General features: G+C 44.0%; 19 protein-coding genes. 10 read left to right on the top strand and 9 right to left on the bottom strand.

Going from position 1 to position 22,082, the window contains the following annotated elements; all coding sequences use genetic code 11:
- Window positions 1-5: 5 nt before the first annotated feature.
- The 4 genes from A0256_08005 to A0256_07990 all read right to left on the bottom strand — a co-directional run bounded on the left by A0256_08005 (window position 6) and on the right by A0256_07990 (window position 2,792).
- Entirely contained in the window at window positions 6-575 is a 570-nt protein-coding gene (locus tag A0256_08005; GenBank protein ID AMR31372.1) for a hypothetical protein, read from the bottom strand.
- Between the two features lie 82 nt (window positions 576-657).
- On the bottom strand, window positions 658-1,470 hold the full coding sequence (locus A0256_08000) for an N-acetylmuramic acid 6-phosphate etherase (GenBank protein AMR31371.1): 813 nt from the start codon (window positions 1,468-1,470) through the stop codon (window positions 658-660).
- A gap of 183 nt (window positions 1,471-1,653) precedes the next feature.
- Entirely contained in the window at window positions 1,654-2,175 is a 522-nt protein-coding gene (locus A0256_07995; protein ID AMR31370.1) for a peptide-methionine (R)-S-oxide reductase, read from the bottom strand.
- Complete coding sequence (locus tag A0256_07990; GenBank protein AMR31369.1) at window positions 2,175-2,792, bottom strand: peptide-methionine (S)-S-oxide reductase; 618 nt, start codon at window positions 2,790-2,792, stop codon at window positions 2,175-2,177. The genes A0256_07995 and A0256_07990 overlap by 1 nt, the downstream gene beginning before the upstream one ends.
- A 146-nt stretch (window positions 2,793-2,938) precedes the next feature.
- On the opposite strand from A0256_07990, the gene A0256_07985 reads away from it, so the two are divergent.
- A complete protein-coding gene (locus A0256_07985; protein ID AMR31368.1) occupies window positions 2,939-4,519 on the top strand; it encodes a hypothetical protein in 1,581 nt (526 codons plus the stop codon).
- Window positions 4,520-4,527: 8 nt separating this feature from the next.
- Here the strand turns inward: A0256_07985 and A0256_07980 are convergent, their stop codons facing one another.
- Complete coding sequence (locus A0256_07980; GenBank protein AMR31367.1) at window positions 4,528-6,246, bottom strand: glycoside hydrolase family 3; 1,719 nt, start codon at window positions 6,244-6,246, stop codon at window positions 4,528-4,530.
- 182 nt (window positions 6,247-6,428) lie between these two features.
- Between A0256_07980 and A0256_07975 the strand changes: the two genes are divergently transcribed.
- From A0256_07975 to A0256_07955, 5 genes are all read left to right on the top strand, one after another.
- Window positions 6,429-7,112: a hypothetical protein gene (locus tag A0256_07975; GenBank protein AMR31366.1), complete on the top strand. Its 684-nt coding sequence runs from the start codon at window positions 6,429-6,431 to the stop codon at window positions 7,110-7,112.
- 130 nt (window positions 7,113-7,242) lie between these two features.
- Complete coding sequence (locus tag A0256_07970) at window positions 7,243-8,337, top strand: hypothetical protein (GenBank protein AMR31365.1); 1,095 nt, start codon at window positions 7,243-7,245, stop codon at window positions 8,335-8,337.
- A complete protein-coding gene (locus A0256_07965; GenBank protein AMR31364.1) occupies window positions 8,334-9,512 on the top strand; it encodes a hypothetical protein in 1,179 nt (392 codons plus the stop codon). The genes A0256_07970 and A0256_07965 overlap by 4 nt, the downstream gene beginning before the upstream one ends.
- Window positions 9,512-10,195, top strand: coding sequence for a hypothetical protein (locus tag A0256_07960; GenBank protein AMR31363.1), 684 nt, complete (start codon window positions 9,512-9,514; stop codon window positions 10,193-10,195). The genes A0256_07965 and A0256_07960 overlap by 1 nt, the downstream gene beginning before the upstream one ends.
- Window positions 10,192-11,445 carry a hypothetical protein gene (locus tag A0256_07955; GenBank protein AMR31362.1) on the top strand — a complete coding sequence of 418 codons (1,254 nt, stop codon included), beginning with the start codon at window positions 10,192-10,194 and terminating at the stop codon, window positions 11,443-11,445. Before A0256_07960 ends, A0256_07955 begins: the two co-directional genes overlap by 4 nt.
- Here A0256_07955 and A0256_07950 read toward each other — a convergent pair.
- From A0256_07950 to A0256_07940, 3 genes are all read right to left on the bottom strand, one after another.
- Window positions 11,442-13,268: an antibiotic ABC transporter ATP-binding protein gene (locus A0256_07950; GenBank protein AMR31361.1), complete on the bottom strand. Its 1,827-nt coding sequence runs from the start codon at window positions 13,266-13,268 to the stop codon at window positions 11,442-11,444. The two genes, A0256_07955 and A0256_07950, sit on opposite strands and share 4 nt — an antisense overlap.
- Before the next feature lie 55 nt (window positions 13,269-13,323).
- The gene (locus A0256_07945; protein AMR31360.1) at window positions 13,324-14,307 is read right to left on the bottom strand and encodes a glycosyl transferase family 9; all 984 of its coding nucleotides are present in this window, start codon (window positions 14,305-14,307) and stop codon (window positions 13,324-13,326) included.
- 241 nt (window positions 14,308-14,548) lie between these two features.
- Entirely contained in the window at window positions 14,549-15,427 is an 879-nt protein-coding gene (locus A0256_07940; protein ID AMR31359.1) for a glycosyl transferase, read from the bottom strand.
- A gap of 98 nt (window positions 15,428-15,525) precedes the next feature.
- On the opposite strand from A0256_07940, the gene A0256_07935 reads away from it, so the two are divergent.
- The gene (locus tag A0256_07935) at window positions 15,526-16,416 is read left to right on the top strand and encodes a transporter (protein ID AMR34473.1); all 891 of its coding nucleotides are present in this window, start codon (window positions 15,526-15,528) and stop codon (window positions 16,414-16,416) included.
- Window positions 16,417-16,440: 24 nt separating this feature from the next.
- On the opposite strand, the gene A0256_07930 is transcribed toward A0256_07935, so the two are convergent.
- On the bottom strand, window positions 16,441-17,727 hold the full coding sequence (locus A0256_07930; GenBank protein AMR31358.1) for an X-Pro aminopeptidase: 1,287 nt from the start codon (window positions 17,725-17,727) through the stop codon (window positions 16,441-16,443).
- A 148-nt stretch (window positions 17,728-17,875) separates the two neighbouring features.
- Here A0256_07930 and A0256_07925 point away from each other — a divergent pair, with 148 nt between their 5' ends.
- From A0256_07925 to A0256_07915, 3 genes are all read left to right on the top strand, one after another.
- On the top strand, window positions 17,876-19,324 hold the full coding sequence (locus tag A0256_07925) for a flagellar motor protein MotB (protein ID AMR31357.1): 1,449 nt from the start codon (window positions 17,876-17,878) through the stop codon (window positions 19,322-19,324).
- 249 nt (window positions 19,325-19,573) lie between these two features.
- Entirely contained in the window at window positions 19,574-19,954 is a 381-nt protein-coding gene (locus A0256_07920) for a reactive intermediate/imine deaminase (GenBank protein AMR31356.1), read from the top strand.
- Between the two features lie 12 nt (window positions 19,955-19,966).
- Window positions 19,967-22,075 carry an ATP-dependent DNA helicase RecG gene (locus tag A0256_07915; GenBank protein ID AMR31355.1) on the top strand — a complete coding sequence of 703 codons (2,109 nt, stop codon included), beginning with the start codon at window positions 19,967-19,969 and terminating at the stop codon, window positions 22,073-22,075.
- Window positions 22,076-22,082: the final 7 nt, after the last annotated feature.

The raw sequence follows: 22,082 nt of genomic DNA, 5'->3' as shown, positions 1-22,082 counted from the left end.
CTTTCTTAATTAAATTTCTTCCAGAGTTTTGGATATAACTTAGGCAGGTCTTCTTCTTTCCAATCTTCGCCAGCGGTTGGCTGTCCGCCCATTTCATAATTCAAACCTGTTTTGTAAGCGACGTTGCGAGGAAAGGAATCATCCTCCTCTTTTTTCCCGGTTTTGGTCTTATAAGCTTCGGTTGAAACATACAACATGCTTTCAAAATCGGCAACAACTCCTCGGTCAGTCACCTGCGCCAAATAATCAGGATTTTTCATGGCCCCTTCAAATGTATTTTTACCGCGACTTACTAACCAACACCTAAAATACAAAAAGCCATCATCAGTAACCGAACCGTCAATTATCCGGGCTGCAGCAATCATCTTAAAATCATTAGCTTCAATAAGTTTTTTGCTAAATATCAATTCATACGCTATTATTTGCTCAGCAGTATACATTGATAATTTCTCAGTTATAATTTTTTGTTCTTTTTCCTGATCTTCTCCGGCAACCTTAAAAGCAAAATCGATAATTTTCCAAAATTCAGCGTCATCCATTTTAATACTTTTTTTAAATGCAGCAGATGGAGCCACTGTCGACTTACCAGAAGGCTGCGAACAGCCAATGTTAACAAGAGTCAGAAAAATTAATAGGATTGGAATAAATCGCATATGCTTATTTATTGGCTGTATGGAAATGCACCGCTTTCCTTACACTTCCGTGCTGTTTCAGTAAAGCAGCTGCCGTTTTTTCGTCCAGGCCGGTTTCGCTCATCACCATTTTGGTGCCGCGCGCTACCAGTTTGTTATTGCTTAACTGCATATCCACCATTTTATTACCTTTTACACGGCCCAGGCGAATCATTACGCTTGTGCTCAGCATGTTTAAAACCAGTTTTTGCGCTGTGCCGGCTTTCATGCGGGTGCTGCCGGTTACAAACTCGGGGCCTACAATTACTTCAACCGGGTATTGCGCCTCTGCCGCCACCGGGCTTTTGGCATTACATACAATGCAGCCTGTTGCAATATTTTGCTCATTAGCCATTTGCAAACCACCGATAACGTAAGGCGTAGTACCCGAAGCTGCTATCCCTACAACCACATCCTTTTCGTTGATATCAAATTCCAGCAGATCCTTCCAGGCCTGCTCGCGGTCATCTTCGGCAAACTCTACGGCCCTGCGGATAGCGCGATCGCCCCCGGCGATGATGCCCACCACTAAATCAAAGGGCACGCCAAAGGTAGGCGGGCATTCTGATGCATCAACCACGCCCAGCCTGCCGCTGGTGCCAGCGCCGATGTAAAATAACCTGCCGCCAATCCGCATCTTTTCGGATACGATGGTGGCCAGGTCCTCTATCTGCTCCAGGGCCTGTTCAACGGCCAAGGGTACACTTTGATCTTCTTTATTGATATTGGTAAGGATCTCCAGCAACGACATTGTTTCCAGGCCGTTGTATTTAGAGTCCTTTTCGGTAGTTCTTTCCATTAAGGCTATTTGATTTTTACAAAATTGAGCAAAAATCAGCAAAGCAAAGAAAAGTGTTTGGATTGGGCTTGGAATTTTATCTCGCCCGCAAAGGCGACTCACCCCGAGGCACTCAAAGCGCGAACTTTCTACTCAAGCGCAAAGAGCGTGAAAATCTCACTATTATGAATTCGGTCCAAATAACTATTTCCCCAAACCGTCCGGTTGAAAATCCAGCGAAACGGAATTCATACAAAACCTTTTGTGGGTTGGCGGAGGGCCATCGTTAAAGATGTGGCCAAGGTGCGAATCACAACGCGCACAGATCACCTCCGCGCGTTTCATGCCAACGGAATTATCTTCTTTATAGATCACACTATTTTTGCGCACCGGTTCGTAAAAGCTGGGCCAGCCGCAATTGCTCGAAAACTTGGCATCCGACCGAAACAGCTTGTTACCGCAAACGGCGCAATAGTAGGTTCCCTTTGCATTTTTATTCCAGTATTGGCCGGTAAAAGGTCGCTCGGTAGCCTGCTCGCGCGCAGTGGCATACAGGTCGTTAGGCAATATCTTTTTCCATTCGTCATTTGTTACGTTTAAATGCTTAGTATCCGTATTGGAATAATAAGGATTATTCTGATGCCCCGCAGGTGATTTCAACTGCTGTGCGTTGACGCTTGCACCCAGAGACAAAACCGTTACCAGCATCATGATCAAACTCTTCATTATTTCAGTTTATCTTTAAATATCTTTTTAAACTTCTCTACTTCCGGCTGGATAACCGATTTGCAATAGGGCTGATTGCCATTCAGTGCAAAATAATTCTGGTGGTAATCTTCCGCCTTATAAAACACTTTGTAGGGCACCACCTGGGTTACGATTTTAGCCGGATAAGCTTTTTCGGTGTTCAGCTTCGCGATGTAATAATCAGCTTTTTGCTTTTGCGCCAAGCTATGGTAAAATATAGCCGAGCGGTATTGTGTGCCGATGTCGTTCCCCTGCCTGTTTAACTGGGTTGGGTCATGTGCTACAAAAAAGGCCGCTATCAGCTCATCGTATGAGATCACCTTCGGGTCGTAAACGATATTACAAGCTTCGGCATGCCCGGTTTTGCCGGTGCAAACTTCTTTGTAAGTGGGTTTTACGGTTGTACCTCCGCTAAAGCCGGACACGACCGACTTTACACCCCTTAATTGTTTAAATTTTGCTTCAGTACACCAAAAGCAGCCTGTAGCAAATGTGGCCGTATCCAGCACCGGTTTTTTAGGCACCGGATTGCTTTTTGCAAAAACGGCGACACCCGAAATAATCAGAAACGCAGCAAATAAAAATATTTTCTTCATCAATTTAGATACGCAAGTAAGTGCCTTAAAGATATCTCAGGCCATCATTATGATAACAGTTTGACAATAGCGAAAACTCCTTTAACGAAGATGATATAAATTATACGCTATTGTGGCTATTGTTTAAATTTGCCATCACTATCTACATGAAACAGGCTGCAGGGGTTATTTTAAGAACTATATTACTGATACTGATCGGCGTTACTATCGGGATTTTGATGACCCGCGATTTTAATGGCCATACAATTTTTGGCGCCCCTGCCCAAAGCGATAAAATTTCAAGGGTGCTCAACCTGGTAAATAACAACTACGTAGATTCGGTAAACACAGATAGCATTGAAGGCGTAACGGTAAACGATATGCTGCAAAGCCTCGATCCGCATTCTATTTACCTGCCCGCCCAGCAGGCCCAAAATATAAACGAGCGACTCGGTGGCGGTTTCAACGGCATCGGGCTGGAGTACCAGTTACTGCGCGATACGTTGGTGATCACCCAGATCTATCCGGACGGACCAGCCGCAAAAGCCGGTTTAATGACAGGTGATAAAGTGGTGCTGGTTGACAATAAACCCTTCTCGGGCACAAAACTAACTCCCCTGCGCATCGGTAAAACCTTTCGCGGCGAAAAGGATTCAGAGGTAACACTCAATATCCGGCGGAATAACCAACCCGGTAAAAATTACCTCATCAAACGCGGCCGCGTGGCCCTGAGCAGCCTGGATGCATCGTACCTAACCGGCACAACGGGCTATATTAAAATAAGCAAGTTCGCCTCCACAACCAACAAAGATTTCAGAACGGCCCTTAACTATTTAAAGGTTGATGGCATGAAACACCTGGTGCTTGATCTGCGCGGTAACGGTGGCGGTTATTTAAACACCGCAACGGCAATGGCCGATGAATTTTTAAGTAAAGGCAAACTCATCGTTTACACCAAAGGCGTGCACGAACCGCGTACCGACTATTTCGCCACCGATTCGGGCCTGTACGAAAACGGAAAACTCACGGTATTGATAGATGAATACTCTGCCAGCGCAAGCGAGATCCTGGCCGGCGCGCTGCAGGACCTGGACAGGGCCACCCTGGTGGGCCGCCGGTCGTTTGGCAAGGGGTTGGTTCAGCAGCAGTTTCCCTTTGGAGATGGTACCGCCATTAATTTAACCGTGGCCAGGTATTATACGCCATCGGGCCGCTCCATCCAAAAATCTTACAAAAACGGGGCGCAAAGCTACCGCCATGAACTGGCCGACCGCGTTAGAAAAGGCGAGCTGCTATCAGCTGGCAGCAGCCTGGCGGATAGCGCTTTTATTGGCGCATCCACCTATCATACCACCAACGGCCGCAGAGTGTTTAGCTCGGGCGGTATTATGCCGGATGTTTTTGTGCCTGCAGATACCTCGCAGAACACGCAGTTGCTGGAGGACCTAACGGATAAACAACTTTTCACCGCCTACGTGATTGACCGGCTGCAGCCGCTGCTCAAAAAATACAACTCGAAGGCCGACTTCCTGAAACAATATAACGTTACCAGCAACGAACTGGAGGCCTTTGTGCAATATGCCGCAAAAACCATCCAGGAGATCAGCGCAAAGGATATGAAGATCTCTGAGGGGCTCATCAAAACACTGATCAAAGCAAATGCTGCCCGTTTTAAATGGGGCAACAGCGTTTACTATGAAGTGCTTAACCAGGATGACAACACCTTTAAAAAAGCAATGACACTTTAATTTAAGATTTAAAGGCTTACACCTGCCCCGGTAGTAAAGAAAGTATTTACGCTTACCGGCAGTTTACCTGTGGGCTTAATTTTACCGGTGATCACTTTCACCGCTGCGCGCTGCAGGGCATCATCCTTTTGGTAGCAAACCAGCAAGGCACCTGCCTTTTCTATCCCAGGCAAACCGGCAATGGTATAGGCGTTGGCAAATACACTGATTACCGAATTATTTTTTGAGGCCAGATCCGCAATCAGCAATTTAACATCGCTGCTGTAATCCAGTTTGCTTTGGGGGCGCAGGCGGGCATCGTGAATACCGATGATCACCTGATCATATTGTTTCCACATGGCCAGCATGCTATTTAAACTGGTAGCTGTGGCATTTTTTGCCACCGTATACATTTTACTGTTGGGATAGCTTTTGGAAAGTTCTTTTTGATAGGTGGTATATTCCGAAACGCCTATGCTGATGATGGCGGTTTTTTTGGTGGTATCCTGTTTAATCGTCCTGCTGTCGCCTTTCAGCATGGTAACGGCGGCATCGCTCAGCTGCTGCACCAGTTCGGCGGCGGCCGGGCGGTTAAGGTCCTGCACCAGGCCCCCGGGCGCAATGTGCGCTTTGTTGTTCAAACCGGCCCAGTATTTTGCCGCCAGGATCTTCTTCACTTTGACTTCAAATTCTCCTGCCGAGATTTGGTTGTGACGCACCGCCTTGCGGATCAGCTTAGCTGCGTTTTTTGAGTTGGTAGAGAGTTCGATCAGATCCATCCCCGCCAAAAAGGCCTTCAAATCGGCCTCTCCGTTAGGGAAATACTTGGTAACACCTTTCATTTCCATCGCATCAGATGCCACTATCCCCTTAAAAGCCAGCGAATCTTTCAGGATACCGGTAATTACGGGGCGGGATAATGTAGACGGTAAATTTTTTGTAGCATCCAGCGCCGGAATGTTCATGTGCGCTATCATCACCCCTGCTATACCGGCATTAATAGCCTCGCGAAAAGGGTACATTTCCAGCGAATCCAGCCGTTCGCGGGTGAAGGGCAGCAAAGGCAGATCAAAGTGCGAATCTACATTGGTATCACCATGGCCCGGAAAATGTTTGGCTATCGCGATGAGTCCCGCGTCCTGCATCCCCTTCATATACATAATTCCCTTACGGGCCACGTTAAACTTGTTATCACCAAAAGAACGGTAGTTGATCACCGGGTTCTCCGGGTTATTATTCACGTCGAAATCGGGCGCAAAATTAACCTGTACCCCCAGGCGTTTAAAATCATAGGCCACCATCTCCCCCATTTTATAGATCAGGTTATTATCCTGTATAGCGCCTAAAGTCATCTGGTACGGGTAAGAAACGGTAGAATCCAGCCGCATGCCCAGGCCCCACTCCCCGTCCATAGCGATCAGCAGGGGCACCCGGGTAACCGACTGGTAATAGTTGACGAGATTAGCCTGCCTGCCCGGCCCACCCTGGAAAAAAACCAGTCCGCCAACATGCTCATCTTTAATCACATCCGCTACCGAATCTGCATAGGCCTGCCCCTTATTGGTATGCGCCCGTACAAAAAACAACTGCCCTACACGCTGGCGCCTGTTAAGCTTATTATAAACAGAATCTACCCATTTGTTTTGCTCGGACAAAGAGCTGATGAACGCTGCTTTTTGCGCGAAGGAGGTGGCTGTGCCAGCCATCAACAAAAGCAGGCTGTAGATAAAGTGTAGTTTATATCGCATTGTAGTAATTGTAGCTTAATAAGCGGTGCGGGTAATTGTTTTGTTACACGTACCAATTTTTTGTAAACCTAAATAAACCTTGGCGAAAAAAAACATTCTATAAGCTATAAAAATTTACAACAGAGGCCTACCGGCCCGGGTAAAACCCCTGTGGGCTTCTTAACCATTAAACAACAAGCATGATGAAAAAACTTCTTTTTTTAGCCCTGGGCCTGTTAACTTTAGCGGGTACTGCAAGTGCGCAATATGGCCCCCGCCGTTATCCGCGCCGCATAGTCAGGCACTTACCCAATCAGCAGCGGGAACGCCAGGTGGACGATTGGTATCGCCCTAAAGTAGGGGTCGCGGGCGGGTTAAATATCAGCAATACGGTTGACGCCTATAACTCCGATTTTAGTACCAGCAGCATCGCCGGCGCACATGTGGGGCTTACTTTCGAGCTGCCTATCGTTTATCCCCTATCTTTCGCGCCTGAATTTTTGTTTTCGCAAAAGGGCTATAAAGCCGAAACTGTCGACGGTACATTCCGTTCCCGTACCAACTTCATCGATATCCCTTTACTGGCCAAGTTCCGCGTTACACGGGGACTTAACTTTGTAGTGGGCCCGCAGCTAACGTTCCAAACTTCCACACGCAATACTTATGATAATGGCTTCAACACCATTTACCGTGACAACTACGATAACCTGCGGGATAAAAGCTATATATCCGGCCTCATAGGTTTGGGCATTGATCTCAACCGCAATACCGAACTCCGTTTCCGCTACGCGCTGGATCTGAGCCAAAACCGTGGCGACGATAACTCTAGTTTGCCTGATTTCCGAAACCAGGTGTTCCAGGTGGGAATTGGGTTTAAGTTTCAGTAAGAAGAATTTTTGCTACACAGATAAGGCCGTCCAATCAGGATGGCCTTATTTTTTTACAAATGCGACGTAGCAAAATTACTTTCAGGGCATTATTGTAAGTTTGGTATCTTTACAACTCTGTAAGTATATGATGAGAATAAAAAAGCCCGAACTGCTATTAACGCTTGATTCGATGAAAGATCCCAATACAGGTTTCTATTATTTCGGGAAAGCACTGTTTGGACATATAAATAAGCATAATCAGGGCAGATTTAAACTAAATTATTATATAAAAGACAAGTCAGGATTTTTTTCTAAAGGCTTAGCGTTATACCACCTGTACAAGTTCCATAAAGTTTTTTTCCCTTTTTTTTATCGTTTCGATATCGTACATTTTAGCGACCAAAATTGCCGCCTGCGGCCATGGAAAGTACTCGGGAAAAAGGTACTAACCATACATGATCTTAACCAGCTGCACCAACCCGGTTACAGTGATGATTTTAAAAAGAAGTATAAATTGAAATTAGCAAAATGCATTAGATATTGCGATAAGGTAATAGCAATATCAAACTTTGTAGCAGATGATGTGAGGCGAAATTTCCCGGAAAGTGCGGATAAGATAAGTGTAATTTATAACGGAGCCGATGATCTTACCGTGGCACCGGATTTTAAGCCTGCCTACATTCCTCGAAAAAAATTTCTTTTTACGCTGGGGCCGCTTAACGAGAAAAAAAACTTCCATGTTTTACCGTCGCTTTTAAAGGATAATGACTACGAAATGGTGATATCAGGTATCACACCTGTATTAGCTTATAAAGAATTACTTTTGGCAGAAGCCGAAAAATATGGTGCGTCTAACCGCATCCAAATTACCGGGCCGATAAGCGACGATGAAAAAGCCTGGTACTATAAAAACTGCAGTGCCTTTTTGTTCCCCTCGCTGGCCGAAGGGTTTGGCCTGCCGGTTTTAGAAGCGATGGCGTTTGGCAAGCCTGTGTTTTTATCAGACAAAACATCGCTGCCGGAAATTGGCGGCGATGAGGCGTTTTACTTTAAAAGCTTTGAGCCCGCGGATATGCAAAGCGTTTTTAAAAACGGGATGGACAAATTTGAGAAAGAGCAGATGGCGGGCAAATGCATAGCAAGAGCGGCACAATTTTCCTGGGATAAAACAGCGTTTAATTATTTAGGATTGTACCAGGAATTGTTAAGCGAAACAATAGCCAAAACGGGAGCATCAGCATGAGTTACAATGTATCGCTTTTAGTTGGATTGAAGAACAACCTGGATTACAGCAAGCATTTTTATGCGACTACCCGGGCGCTGTATCCCGATGTAGAGATCGTATTCGTCAGCTATAACAGCACCGACGGCACACACGAATGGCTCGACTCACTGGACGACAAAAACCTCATTGCTTTTCACTCGGCAGAGAATAAAACTTTTGCCCAAACCTATAATAAATGTACCGAGCTGGCGACCAGACCGTATGTGACATTTGCCCATAACGACGTGGTGCTTACGCCCGGCTTTATACAAAATATACTGCAGCATGCCGGGCCGCAAAACGTGGTTTATTATACTACTATCGAGCCCCCGATATTTTCGGACCATGTAAGGCCAGGCAAAATTGTTAAGGACTTTGGAGAGAGCTTGGATAACCTCAGGCTAAACGACCTGTATAGCTTCGCCGAAGAAACAAGCAAAAGAGCCGCCGGCACTACCCACCTAGACGATGTATCATTTTTTTTATGTGCCGATAGAGATAAACTCTTGAAAATAGGCGGCCTCGACCCGCTTTTTAAACCCATGTTTTGCGAAGACGACGACCTTTTACTGCGCCTAAAGTTATCGGGCCTCAAATTTTTTACGGCGCTGGATGCCATTGCTTACCATTTTGTAAGTAAAACGTCCCGCTTTTCGGCAGAATACCAGGCCACTACCAAACGCATCGAAGTAAATTCTAACCGTAACTTTGTACGTAAGTGGGGCTTCGCTAATTTTTCGCCGGTGAAAAAGCGTTACGATATTGGATTTTGCATAACCAACATGACCGACGACCTTCTATATAAATTGGAGCCCTGGTGCAGTACCTTGTATACCGATTTTGATTGCGCTCCTTACATCGCCAATGAACAACCGAATACGGCGTTCGCCCTGGCCGATAAAATAAAGCCATATGATGCCCCAAAAACTAACGGTGTTTTAATAGCTATCAACGGCGAAATCTTCAATCATAAATCGTATCATGTTATCGAAAATTTGAGCAAGGTGATAACAGAACATTTAAATAGCGAAGTGCCCCTGTTGAAAAAAATTATAGGGGAAACTAAAACCAGTTTTAAGCACCGCGCATTAAAATTCGAGGTACAGCAATCAACAACGCACGAAGCCGAGTTGATTTATAACTACCGTAAATGATGAGCATATTTTATAATTTGTTTAAACAGATCCGCATCACTTACGGCATAACCGTATGCAACGAGGCGCGCGAATTGGATGAGTTACTAAGTACACTGATCCCACTGATTGGTAAACGCGACAGTGTCCTTGTGTTACAGGATACAACCCAGGAATATGCCGCAGTGAACGAAATTATTGCTAAATATAAAGTAAGCATTAAACATGTTAGAGCCAAACTGGATGGCGATTTTGCTACTTTTAAAAACGTACTGATAGCCGAGGCAACGGGTAGCTATCTTTTCCAGATAGATGCCGATGAGATCCCGAAGCCATCATTAATAAAAAACATAAAACGCATTGTGCGCAGGAAAGTAAAAGCTGAGTGTTTTTTGGTGCCCCGCATTAATATTGTAAACGGGCTAACCGACGAGCACATAACGAAATGGAACTGGACCCGCGACGAGCAGAACCGGGTAAACTACCCAGATTACCAGTTCAGGTTATTCAGGCTGAATGGAAAAATTAAATGGCGCTATAAAGTGCACGAAAAGTTGTGCGGCTTTAAAAAATCTTTTCACCTGCCCGCAGAATCAGAAGAGTTTTGCCTTGTACACGTTAAGGAAATAGTACGGCAAGAAAAGCAAAACGAGTTTTACGACAGCCTTTCAACAGACGATAATAAAAAGCCAGCAAGCATTTGAAACAGAAAATAGCCTTTATAGTTCAACGCTACGGCCTGGAGGTAAACGGCGGAGCCGAATTTCATTGCCGCATTCTGGCCGAGCATTTGAAAGACACCTATGATGTAACAGTATTAACTTCCTGCGCCAAAAATTACCTTACCTGGGCGGATGAATACGCGGAAGGTGAAACCCTAATCAACGATATTAAAGTGATCCGCTTCGCTACGAACACCATGCGCGATCGTAAAAAGTTCCGGGTGCTAAACCGCAAATTTAAAAAGCGTAAACCCTATCAAAAAGTGCTTCGCTATTTGGGCTTGCTTGATTTTTACGAAAAGCTCGTCCCCTCTAACATTACGCAGGAGGATAACGACAACTGGGTGAAAGAACAAGGGCCTTATTTGCCGGGCCTTATAAATTACCTGGAAGAAAATCAACAGCAATATCATGCTCTGATCTTTTTCACTTATTTATATCACCCCACCATTTTCGGTATAAAAGTAGCGCCCGAAAAATCGATACTGATCCCAACTGCTCACGACGAAGCCCCCATTTACTTTCCCTTTTTTAAGCCCTTTTTTAAAACGCCCAAGGCGATCATGTACAATACCGAAAGCGAGAAAAGCTTCGTGAACACTCTTTTTAATAATGGCGATATCTACAGCAACATTGCCGGTGTTGGTGTAGAAGCCACCGAGCCTGCGGTAAAACACGATGTAAAAACTTTGCTGAAAACCGATGCACCTTATTTCATTTACATTGGTCGGATAGATAGTGGCAAAGGTTGCCAAGTAATGTTCGATCATTTTTTGGCATATGTAAAAGCTACCACAACCGATGTGAAATTGGTGTTGGTAGGGCAGGCTTTCATGAAAATCCCGCGGCACCCTGCTATTATTGAAATGGGTTTTGTGGATGAGGACGTCAAAATAAACCTATTACAAAATGCCCAGGCTCTTTTAATGCCGTCGTTCTACGAAAGTCTGTCAATGGTAACGCTGGAGAGTATGGCTTATGGTATTCCGGTAATTGCCAATGAAGGCTGCGAGGTTTTAAAAGATCATATAGATAAAAGCCAGGCCGGTTTTGTTTACCATGATTATGCTGGTTTTAAAACAGCCGCAGATAAGATCATTAAACAACAAACTGATGTTGCTCTGTTAAGCAGCAACGCTAAAAAATACGTTGCCAAAAATTACACCTGGGAAACGGTCATTAATAAGTTTAATAAGATGATCAACTACATAAAAAGCAACAATTTTGATTAATCGTTAAAGGTTTGCATATCTATCAGCTTGCGGTAAACTCCGTTTTGCTTTAGTAATTGTTGATGGGTGCCTTGCTCGGCCACTTTACCGCTTTCCAGCACAATGATCAAGTCGGCATTTTGAATGGTGCTTAACCTATGCGCGATGATCAGGGAGGTGCGGTTCTTCATCAGGTTGTTTAAAGCATCCTGCACCAGCTTTTCCGATTCTGTGTCCAGGGCCGATGTGGCTTCGTCCAGCAACATAATAGGCGGGTTATTTAGCACCGCGCGAGCGATACAGATCCTTTGTCTTTGTCCGCCAGATAATTTTGCGCCACGATCCCCGACGTTGGTTTCATATCCTTTTTCCGTCTCCAAAATAAAGTTGTGGGCATTTGCTATGCGGGCTGCTGCTTCTACCTCCTCGCGGCTTATCCCTTTTTTACCGAAGGCAATGTTATTATAAATGGAATCATTAAACAATACTGATTCCTGGTTAACTATGCCCATCAATGCACGCAGCGAACTGGCAGTAACCATTTTGATATCGTGCCCATCAACAGTTATTTTACCTTGCTGTGGATCCATAAAACGAGGGATCATATCCATCATGGTAGATTTACCACCGCCGGATGGGCCGACTAACGCCACTGTTTTGCCTTTTGGCACCGTTATGCTTACATTTTTCAGGACCTGCTTTTCCTCATAAGCAAACGACACATTTTCAAAACGCATTGATTCACTAAAAACGTCGAGCGTACTTGCACATGGCGCGTCTGTAACAGCTGGCTTTTGATCTATTAGTTCCAGCACACGCTCGCCCGCTGCGATACCGCTATGGATATTACTGAACGCATCCGTTATTGCCTTTGCCGGGCGCATTAACTGCGAAAACAAAGCAATGTAAGCCACAAAACTACCAGGAGATAATTCTGATGACTTATGAAAGATCATGTAACCACCATAGAGCATGATAAAAGCTACCATAGTAATAGATAATGCCTCGGACACTGGAGACGCCAATTGCTGTCTTTTGGCTATCGATTTTGAAATCTTAGAGTAGCGCTCGTTCTCGGCGTTAAAGCGATCTTTAACAAAATCTGTAGCATTAAAACCTTTCACGATTTTAATACCGGAAAGAGCCTCGTCCAGGTAGCTGATCATATTGCTATAGGATTGCTGCCCTGCTATAGCCTGTGCCTTTAGCCGTTTTACGATGCGGGAGATAATAAAGCCGGATAGCGGTAATACCAGTAAGGAAATTAAAGTGAGTTTTACGGAGATAGAGAAAAGCGCCACTAAAAACCCAATAAGTTGTAGCGGTTCTTTAAAAACAACCTGTAAAGTGCTGGTTACTGAGAATTGCACCACCTGAACATCAGATGCAACCTTCGTCAGGATGTCTCCTTTACGCTCGTTATTAAAAAAACCGAGGTGTAGGTTCATTACATTATCAAACACCGAGCGGCGCAGGTTCAATAGGGTGTAGACACGCAAGTTTTCCATAATACGCTGCGACAGATACCTGAAAAAGTTTCCTAAAAACACCGAGGCAACGCATACTGCACAAACAAACTTTAAAGCCGTCCATTCATCGTAAGTATGTAAAAAATACTGGAGGTAATGCTGAAACCAGCCCGAAAGATCGAGCGCTCCCGGGTTAGCCACATTTGCTGCACCCGACACCGGGCCTCCAATGTGGAAAAGCGTATTTAAAAGAGGGCCGATCAACACGATCACGCTTGTACTGAAAATCACATATAGTACCGTGCAAATTATATAAGGGACTGCAAATTTTCCAATTGGCCTTGCATAAGATAGCAGACGAAAGTAGGTCTTCATTTAAATTATTAATTTACAAAATTATACAATTTAGCTGATGTATATTAACACTCGTTTATGGCCGACATCCACTGCGCCAGGTGTTAATTTTATTAGCTACCATATCCACCGTTATACTTCGCAAATCACCGCCGTCACTTTCCAAATATTCGGCTTTTTTCCCAATTGGAGCCCACCTGCCGGGATGGATGGGGCGCGATGACGGGAATAAACCTAAAGTATGCACACCCAAAGCCCCAGCCAAATGCAGCGGACCGGTACCGGATGCCACCAAACCATCGGATGCCGCAATAAAAGCGATCAGTTCATCCAGTGTCAATTGCCCGGTTACATCAGTTACATTTGCGGGGAGGGTTTTTACCCAGTCTGCCAATAAGGCCTGCTCTTTGTCGGACCCCGTAATGAAGATCCTAACACCGGAGGCAGCTAATGCCTCTGCCAGTTGTTTGAATTTGTCCAGTCCCCACTCCACCCCACTACCGTGAGATTTTGGATGAAGGATAAGGTTGAACCGATCTTTTACCAGTAATTCATTTAACCTGGCTGGTATTGCGATGGTCGGCTTAAATTCGTTATGATTTACAATGGCCGGAATGGTTTGAACCGACTCCAGCCCAAGTGGCTTTAATAATACTAGGTTTAACTGCGCTTCGTGCAGGTCAGATTTTTTACGGCTCAGTTTTACCAGAACATTGCATGAAAACCAATGAAAAACACGGTTTCGGGTACCTATCCTGGTCTTGATGCCGGCCCGTTTGCCTAAAGCCGCGATATGCTTATTGGGCAACACATGAATAATGGTGTCGATGTGCTTGTGCTTTAAAAAAGCAATTTGTTGTTTTTCATCCAGTTTTAACAGGTCGTTATAATCTATAAACTCGTCAACACTGGTGCAGCACCTAATCACCGGCCCGGTATAAGTTCTGCCCAGGAACAAGATCTTGGCAGCAGGATATAGGAGACGTAAATAACCGGCCATAGGCAGCGTCAAAACCACATCGCCAATGGCATCCGTACGACTGATCAATATATGTTTCATTAACCTGTTTGTTGTTTCAAAAGTGTTTCACGAAGTTGTTTCATGGTGTTTTACTAACCTAACCCGTATTTCCTTATTTTGCTGACTAATAGTCATTTACGCTGTTACACTCAACAATAAGGCTGCTCCAAAGTGATTCACAAAAAAATGCAACTATCTAATAATCAGAAACAATACTGTTTCACCCGATTCGCATTCACAAAGTGAAACAGCCTGTCCAATTCAGACTCCCCAATCGCGGTTATTTCACTATTTTGTAGTTCCTATACTCTCCGATTCGCCAGCCGGTAAGGTCTTCAATAAACTGCAGCGCCCTCCGCCTAAAGGTCATACTCTTATCTAATTGCTTGTCCGCAAGATCAATATTCCAGCGGGTGGCATCTATCCGCTTTTGCATTACTGCCGGGTGTGTGCCGGTAAATGGCAGCAACCGGTCGGCATTGCTATAATCAAACTGGTAGGTATCAGGGACATTTTGTGCCAGCCATTCATCATTATGATAAAACTTGTTAAAGTTGCGTATCTTATTATTTAGTCCGGCCGGGGGTTTTGCCCATCCGTAATGGTAAATATAGGCGTCTATCAGTTTAACGTTAAGCTTGCGGCCATCCCACCTAAAACCTTGCGCGTCCCTGTACGCGTGTACCGCCGTATTGTTCCGCACAATCCTGATCTCCCTTCTGTACCACCTGCGCGATTGCCCGTAATAATCAAAAGAGCCATAAAAATGCAGGTATTTAAATAACAGCCCTTCGATATTGGCATTCGTTAAATTATCCGCCATCTCCTTTTTGATCAGCGGCAAATATTGCTCATGCACACATTCATCGCCCTGGATATAGAAGGCCCAGTCGCTATCTGGCGCTATAGCTTTAAAGGCGATGTCGGTTTGGTCGGCAAAAACCTTTCCGCCATTGCGCTCGCTGCTATCCCAAACGGTTTCTACGATGCGTATTTTGGCAGAGCCGATACTTTTGATCAGATCGGCAGTACCGTCGTCACTATCTCCCAGCGCCACAATAAATTCATCGCATAAGGGCAGTATGGAAATAATGGCCTGCACAACAGGATAATCGTTTTTAACTGCGTTGCGGATAAACGTAAAACCGGATACTTTCATTCAGCAAATAGTGTTTGCGGCAAATATACTCATCTGCCAGTTGTTTAATTAACTTCTATTTTTGTTACTTTATGGGCTACCGGCAAATGGAAAACGCAATGCAACATATTAACAATGGAGAGATAGATTTCCGCTCGGTTGCGCGGAAACTCACTATTGTTGAGAATAACCTGCAAGGAGCCGTAGAAATTTTAAAATCGCTTCCTTATAGTAATATACCGGTAACCGGCATTACCGGCCCGCCCGGAGCCGGCAAAAGCACACTGGTAAATGCTATAATAGCTAAACTATTGGCGAAAGATAAAAAGATAGCCATACTGGCTATAGACCCAACCTCGCCATTTAATTTTGGTTCATTGCTTGGCGACAGGATCCGGATGGCGGCACACTTCAATAATCCCAACGTGTTTATCCGGTCGCTGGCTACACGGGGTTCACTGGGCGGTTTGTCTGCTAAAACTATTGAAATGACAGATGTGCTGCGTGCATCCGGTTTCGACCATGTTATTGTTGAAACGGTAGGCGTGGGCCAATCTGAAGTTGAAATAGCCGGGCTTGCCAATACTACATTCGTTGTACTGGTGCCCGAAGCCGGCGACGAGATCCAGAATATCAAAGCGGGACTGATGGAAATTGCCGATGCCTTCATCATCAACAAAGCCGACCGTGAAGGTGCCGACCTTTTCATCAACAATCTAAAAAAGATTATTCACCAGAAACCAGGGGAGCAAATACCCATACTGAGAACCATAGCTTCACAAAACGAAGGAATAGATAAAGTGGCAGACCTGATATTACTGCCGCAAAAAAGAAGCAACGATCGCAAAGAACTTTTGCTGGCGCAAAAGGCTTACAGCCTCATCCAACAAAACCGAATGGTTGGGATAAATAAAAAAAAGCTTCAGCAGGATATTGCTGAAGCTTTTAAAGAGGACGGGTTTAACCTATACAAGTTTATAGCAGATTATCAAGCCCCCACCGCACCCTGAGGAGAGGGGAAATCTGTTAAAGAGCTAATTCATTATCTCTTCAATATGTTCTGCTTCTATGGGTATATCCGCCATTAGGTCGATATTACCTTCTTTAGTTATTAATATATCATTTTCCAACCTGATGCCCAAACCTTCGGCAGGTATATAAATACCGGGTTCGCAGGTTAAGATATTACCTACCTCAAACGGTTTGTACCGGCTGGCATAATCATGCACATCGAGGCCCAAATGGTGCGAGGTGCCATGCATAAAATACTTCTTATATAAAGGTGCTTTGGGGTCCTGCTTCTCTACATCATGTTTATCCAATAAACCAAGACCAATCAGTTCCGATGTCATCACTTTTCCAACCTCTTCATGGTAGTCATTCCATACGGTACCGGCAACGATCATAGCGGTTGCAGCTTTCAGTACACGCAAAACGGAATCATATACCTGTCGCTGTCGTGCGGTAAAGCGTCCGTTTACAGGTATGGAGCGGGTCATGTCGGCGTTGTAGTTAGCATATTCGGCACCAAAATCAAGCAACATTACGTCACCATCTTTACAAACCTGGTTATTCTCTATATAGTGTAATACATTAGCGTTATTCCCGGATGCTATGATCGGGTTGTAGGCGTGCCCGGTAGCCCGCTGTCTGATGAACTCGTGAATAATCTCAGCTTCCACCTCAAATTCGCTTACCCCGGGTTTGGTGAATTTCAGGACACGTATAAACCCATCCCGGGTAATTTCGCATGCTTTTCTGGTCAGTTCAATTTCAGTGTCTGATTTTACTACACGCAAATCGCGCAGTATAAGCGCAGACCGCTCGTAGTGATGCAGCGGATATTTTAATTTAAGCGTTTCGTACATACGCATATCACGGTATGGAACGGTATGGCTATATCGGTCATTCTCATTACTATTGATGTAGATATGCTCTGCATAGTTAACTATAGAGTGCAAAATCGCGTCATAATCTTGCAGCCAAAAGATAGCTTGTATGCCTGACGCAGCCATTGCCTCCTCTTTTGTATACTTATGCCCCTCCCATACAGCTATATGTTCACTGGTTTGTCTTAAAAACAGTACTTCTTTGTATAACGGATTAGGACAATCGGGAAACAAAATCAGGACACTTTGCTCCTGATCAATACCAGAAAGATAAAAAAAATCGGGATTTTGCTTAAAAATGAAGTTTTGATCACCATTGCGAGGGAATTCATCATTAGAGTGAAATATAGCTATAGCGTTTGGCTTTAGTCGCGAAACGAAATTTTTTCTATTAATTAGAAATAGACGCTCATTTACAGGTAGATATTTCATGGTTAGATTACGTGTATTTTAACAAAAGCAATTTATTTTTATTATTTATAGTAGGTAAAATAAATTTTGGAACAAAAATTGGTATTCGTTTCAAACATAATTACTAATTTTGAAAAAAATCACAATTAAATCGTTTAATCTTAAAACTATGAATTATTCTACACTTAAAAAAACAGCTGCATTATCGTTTGCTGCTTTGTTAACTGCTGGAATGGTTAGTGCCCAGACGGACACTACTAAAACCATGACCACAACAACAATGTCAGACACGACTATGTCATCTGCAGCAGGCACTCCAAAGGTATTTGGCGGAGCTGGTCAGTACAAAACTTTTAGCATTGGTATCAATGGTGGTGTAACATCTCCATTTTTAGCTATTGGTGGTACAAACGAATGGACTAACTATCAAATCTCTTACGGATTTGGTGTTTCGTTAAGGAAACAGTTAGCTCACTCTTTTGGCTTACAATTAGATGGTCACTACGGCCAGGTTAAAGGTAAAAACGAAGACATCAATGGCAACACTGTAGCATTTGGCCAAAGAGCTGGATTTGCTACTAAATTCTATGATGTAACTTTGAGCGGTATCGTTAACGTTGCAACAGTTGACTTCTTACGTCGCAAAAACGCAATCAACTTCTTCGTCACCGGTGGTGGTGGTTTAGTGTTCTACAAACCAAGTTACACTGCAAATGCTGCTGATGTTGATGCTGGTAACACTGGTAACTACAACTACTTCCTTAAAGATGCTAACGGCAACAATGTTGCTCCAGGTGTTCCAGGAAACGGTACCGAGAAAAAAACAGTTAAAGAATTGGTTATCCCTATCGGTGTAGGTGTTAAATTCAGATTAGCTGATGCGGTTGCATTAAACTTAGGTTACACCATGAACTTTATTGATGGTAATAACTTTGATGCTTCTTACAGCGCTTCTAAACCACAAGCTAGAGATAAATTCTCTTACGGTTACGCTGGTTTAGAGTTCACTTTAGGTGGCAAAGGCAAACCAAATTTAGATTGGGTTAACCCTGTAGCTATGATGTACGATGAATTGTACGATGCTGAATTACGTCAGGAAGTTGCTGCTCTTAAAACTCGTGTAACTAGCGTTGAAAATGCTGTTACTGATTTGAAGAAAGATTCTGATGGTGATGGTGTTGCTGACCAATTCGATAAATGCCCTAACACTCCTGCCGGTAGCGTAGTTGATGGTTCTGGTTGCGTTATCGTATTCCCAGCTCCTGCTGTTGATTCTACTAAAAACATGGGTACTGCTTACTCAAACATCCAGTTTGAATTTGATAGCTCAGTTTTACGTACATCTTCTTACCCAACATTAGATGCTACTTCTGCTGACTTACGTTCATCAGCTGCAACTGTTCAAGTAAACGGTTACGCTTCATCTGAAGGTACTGCTGCTCACAACATGTCTTTATCACGTGATCGTGCTAACTCTGTAAAAACTTACTTAGTTAACTCAGGTGTTACTGCATCTAAAGTGAAAGTAAAAGGTTACGGTGAAACTAACCCAATTGCTGACAACTCTACTGAAGAAGGTCGCGTACTTAACCGTCGTGTATCATTCGCTAAAAAATAATATTTTTCTAAAATTATATTATGCGAAAGCTCCGGATAACCCGGAGCTTTCTTTTTTTTATTAATTTTGTAATATGTATTTCTTCAGAAAAAAAGATCCGAACAGGCCCACTAGTTTTAATCTTAGGGTGATGCATACCATCAATGCGATAGCTATCATTATGTTTTTATTAGGTATCATTTGGGTGCTTATCAAATTCTTCATTTTAAAGAAGGTTTAAATACATTTACCTGTACACATATATACCGCATGAAAACCATTATTAATACAACAAACGCTCCTGCCCCGATCGGTCCCTACAGCCAAGCCGTTTCCGTTAACGGAATGTTATTTGTTTCCGGCCAAATTCCAATGAACCCGGCAACAGGAGAAATCATCACCACTGGTATTTCTGATGAAACCGTACAAGTAATGGAGAACTTAAAAGCTATATTGGCGGAAGCGGGTGTCGGTTTCGACCAGATCATCAAAAGCAGCATATTCCTTACAGATATGCAAACATTTGCCCAGGTAAACGAAGTTTACGGTTCTTACTTTACTTCTGATTTCCCGGCACGTGAAACCGTACAGGTATCGGCTCTTCCAAAGGGGGTTAATGTCGAGATCTCAGTAATCGCCTTTAAGTCCTGATTTGCTTATCAATTGAATAGCCAGCACTTCCAAACACCCATCGAGTATTTAAAAGGCGTAGGCCTTGCCCGTGCCGAGGTGCTTAAAAAAGAACTGCACATTTTTAAGTTTGATGATTTGCTTAAACACTTCCCGTTTAAGTATATCGATAGAACCCGTTTCTATAAAATAAGAGATATCAATACAGAAATGCCATATGTTCAGGTATTGGCTCGACTGATCTCTAAAGAAATTATCGGCGAAAAACATACAAAACGCCTGGTTGCACAATGTAAGGACGATACCGGTTTCATTGAATTGGTATGGTTCCAGGGCATTAAGTGGGTTGAAAAAAGCCTGGTTCCGGGTAAAGTCTATGTGCTCTTTGGCAAGCCAGGATCTTTCAATGGGAAACCCCAGATGGCGCATCCCGATATGGAACTTTATGCACCAAATACCATTAAACAAAACGGCAACCTCACGCTCCAACCTGCTTATAATTCAACAGAAAAATTAAAACAGTTTAGCTTAGACAGTAAAGGCTTACAAAAGCTCGTTACTATTTTACTGGATCAACATGTTAAGGATATCCAAGAGAATCTCCCGGCCTATCTCCTGAACCGTTTTAAACTTGCCAACAGGGCAGAAAGTTATCGTAACATTCACTTTCCCGACAATCAAAACCAACTCAACGAGGCGATCAGGCGCCTAAAATTTGAGGAACTATTTTTCCTGCAACTAAAATTGCTAAAGACTAAGTTAACCCGCACGCAAAAGTTCAAGGGCAATACTTTCGGAACAGTTGGTAGTTGTTTTAACGAGTTTTATCAAAATAAACTCCCGTTCCAACTCACCAATTCGCAAAAGCGCGTTTTAAAGGAGATCAGGATCGATACCCAGCGCGGCGTACAAATGAACCGGCTATTGCAGGGGGATGTGGGTAGCGGAAAAACAGTTGTTGCCTTAATGAGCATGCTGATAGCTATTGACAATGGCTTTCAAACTTGCATTATGGCCCCCACCGAAATTTTGGCTAATCAGCATTTTCAAACTATCAAAAGCTTAGTTGGAGACGATTTTATAGCGGTTGCGCTGTTAACCGGCTCGGTACCGCAGAAAAAGAGACAGATTATCCACGAAAAACTGGAAGATGGCAGCCTGAAAATACTGATAGGCACTCATGCCCTGATAGAAGATAAAGTGCAATACAAAAACCTGGGCCTGGTAGTAATTGATGAACAGCATCGTTTCGGCGTAGAGCAACGGGCCAGGCTTTGGCGCAAAAATATTGTACCACCTCACATCCTCGTGATGACAGCAACACCTATTCCCCGTACCCTGGCTATGACGCTTTATGGCGATTTGGATGTTTCTGTAATAGATGAACTGCCTGCAGGGCGTAAGCCTATTCAAACACTGCATTTTTATGATACGCAACGATTAAGAATGTTCGGCTTCATGAAACAGGAAATTGCGAAGGGGCGGCAAATTTACGTGGTATACCCGCTGATACAAGAAAGTGAAAAGCTGGACCTGAAAAACCTGGTAGATGGTGCCGAACTAATGGCTCGGGAGTTTCCATTACCGCAATATCGTATAAGTGTGGTACATGGTAAAATGTCTGCCGCGGATAAGGATTTTGAGATGCAGCGGTTCATTAAGGGCGAAACACAAATAATGGTGGCTACCACAGTAATTGAGGTTGGGGTTAATGTACCCAATGCATCGGTTATGATCATTGAAAATGCGGAACGCTTCGGCCTTTCGCAATTGCACCAGTTACGTGGCCGGGTTGGCAGGGGTGCTGAGCAGTCCTACTGTATTTTAATGAGTAGTCACAAGCTAAGTGCCGACGGCCGGATCCGCCTCAACACAATGGTTAAAACTAATAACGGATTCGAAATAGCCGAAATAGATATGCAGCTACGCGGACCAGGCAATATAGAAGGCACGCAACAAAGCGGCATACTGGATTTGAAAGTGGCCAACTTAAGTACCGACCAGGAGGTACTGATCCAGGCACGAAAGTGCGTAGAACAAATCTTCGAACAAGATCCTCAGCTTGCCCTCCCGGAGCACCAGATCCTCCACCAGTCATTTAAGTCTGCAAATGCCGGGCTAGGCTGGGATAAAATCTCATAAAATAGGT

This window comes from Mucilaginibacter sp. PAMC 26640, from assembly GCA_001596135.1.
Classification (GTDB): Bacteria; Bacteroidota; Bacteroidia; order Sphingobacteriales; family Sphingobacteriaceae; genus Mucilaginibacter.
This window is presented reverse-complemented; position numbering and strand designations above follow the sequence as displayed.